The 1,048-nt window shown below is 36.5% G+C and carries 2 protein-coding genes; both read left to right on the top strand.

Annotation, left to right across the window (positions count from 1 at the left end; translation table 11 throughout):
* The coding region (locus tag ACS8FD_RS16620; RefSeq protein WP_439276653.1) for a S1 RNA-binding domain-containing protein at window positions 1-402 on the top strand (402 nt) is incomplete at its 5' end.
* Between the two features lie 409 nt (window positions 403-811).
* A partial coding sequence (locus tag ACS8FD_RS16615) for an HU family DNA-binding protein (protein ID WP_439276652.1) occupies window positions 812-1,048 on the top strand: 237 nt, incomplete at its 3' end.

Here is a 1,048-nt window from a genome sequence, read left to right as displayed (position 1 = left end):
ATCAGTCTAGGCGTGAAGCAGTTAAGCTCAGATCCATTTAACGAGTACTTGGTTAGTAATGACCGCGGTGCTATCGTAAATGGTAAAGTAAAAGAAGTAGATGCTAAAGGTGCTACTATTGAACTTGCGGATGAAGTAGAAGCTTACCTACGTGCTTCTGAAATTCAACGTGATCGCGTTGAAGATGCTACTAAGCATTTAAGCGTTGGTGATGATGTTGAAGCGAAGATCATTAGTGTAGATCGTAAGACTCGTAATATCAGCTTGTCTATCAAAGCAAAAGACGAAGCCGAAGAGCGTCAAGCGATTAAAGATCTTGGCGGTGCAAGTGCTACTCCAGCAGCTGGTTCTGATGCTCAACCAAAAACGATTGGTGATCTAATCAAAGAGCAAATGCAGTAAGCTTTAAGTTATAACTATATTAACCATAAAAAAAGCGACTTCGGTCGCTTTTTTTATGATTAAAAATGATGATAGCGCTTAATCAATAAGTACAAAAACAATTTTTCAACGTTTTGTCCAAACTTTGATTCCTATTTGTGTAGAATTCCGCTATCATTTGCTACATTGAGTAAAGAAATGTAAACTCATGCCAAGTGTTTGATTATACATTAACTTTTAAGCGTTATTATTTTTATCTTTTTAAAGTAGCTGTTCTTATAAAAAACAATCGATTAGTTTTGGACGATACTTTGTAGTAATAATAACCAATTGATAACCTAGATATGATTGATATGTAAATAATACATAGCGAAAAATCGCCTTTATTTATCAGTCATATTTTCATTAATTAAAGAAGGCAATTGTAACGATGCAACAAGCGATTAATAAATCCGACTTCATTAGTAATTTAAGTGTGAGCTGTGACACCATGACTGAGATGGTTGTTGATGATGCTGTGCGAGAAATACTAAACTTGATGGTAGATACTTTGGCTAATGATGGCCGAGTTGAAGTTCGAGGGTTTGGTAGCTTTTGCTTGCATCATCGACGTGCTCGTATGGGCCGTAATCCAAAGACAGGAGAGAGCGTACCGGTACCTGCTAAA

This window comes from Psychrobacter sp. 1U2, from assembly GCF_051847575.1.
This window is presented reverse-complemented; position numbering and strand designations above follow the sequence as displayed.